This window comes from Pantoea sp. RIT-PI-b (assembly GCF_001187905.1).
Lineage (GTDB): Bacteria > Pseudomonadota > Gammaproteobacteria > Enterobacterales > Enterobacteriaceae > Pantoea > Pantoea nemavictus.
The window spans coordinates 1-686 of record NZ_LGIS01000002.1; the positions used below are offsets into that span (position 1 = coordinate 1).

Genomic DNA, 686 nt, shown 5'->3' on the forward strand with positions numbered 1-686 from the left:
CTTTGTGATTCATGACTGGGGTGAAGTCGTAACAAGGTAACCGTAGGGGAACCTGCGGTTGGATCACCTCCTTACCTGAAGATACCTTCCCGCGAAGTGCTCACACAGATTGTCTGATAGAAAGTAACGAGCAGAAAAAACCTCTACAGGCTTGTAGCTCAGGTGGTTAGAGCGCACCCCTGATAAGGGTGAGGTCGGTGGTTCAAGTCCACTCAGGCCTACCAAATTTCTCCTCATGCTGCGTTATGCGCGCGGTCGTTTACGAAAGTAAACTTCCCTTACGCATGCCTTGCCTGAGAAGAAATTAACATTTCTCATTTGATGAATGTGACTCCTGGTGAGTGGTAGTAGTGGTCTCTGCAGTAACTGTATGGGGCTATAGCTCAGCTGGGAGAGCGCCTGCCTTGCACGCAGGAGGTCAGCGGTTCGATCCCGCTTAGCTCCACCATTACAGTGACTCAAAACAATACTTCAGAGCGTACCGGAAACGGTGTGCTGCGAAGTATTATGCTCTTTAACAATCCGGAACAAGCTGAAAATTGAAACGACGTGTTGGTTTATTTCTCCGTAATAAGAAATGAATAACAACATGTTCGAGTCTCTCAAATGCTTACAGTCCCGAGCGTTGCAAAACGCCTGTGGGTTGTGAGGTTAAGCGACTAAGCGTACACGGTGGATGCCCTGGC

2 tRNA genes and 1 rRNA gene are annotated in these 686 nt (G+C 48.7%); all 3 read left to right on the plus strand.

Annotation, left to right across the window (positions count from 1 at the left end):
* Positions 1-74: ribosomal RNA gene (locus AC790_RS00020) — 16S ribosomal RNA — on the plus strand; the annotation flags it as partial.
* A gap of 73 nt (positions 75-147) precedes the next feature.
* A tRNA-Ile gene (locus AC790_RS00025) sits at positions 148-224 on the plus strand.
* Positions 225-372: 148 nt separating this feature from the next.
* A tRNA-Ala gene (locus AC790_RS00030) sits at positions 373-448 on the plus strand.
* The last annotated feature ends 238 nt before the right edge of the window (positions 449-686 follow it).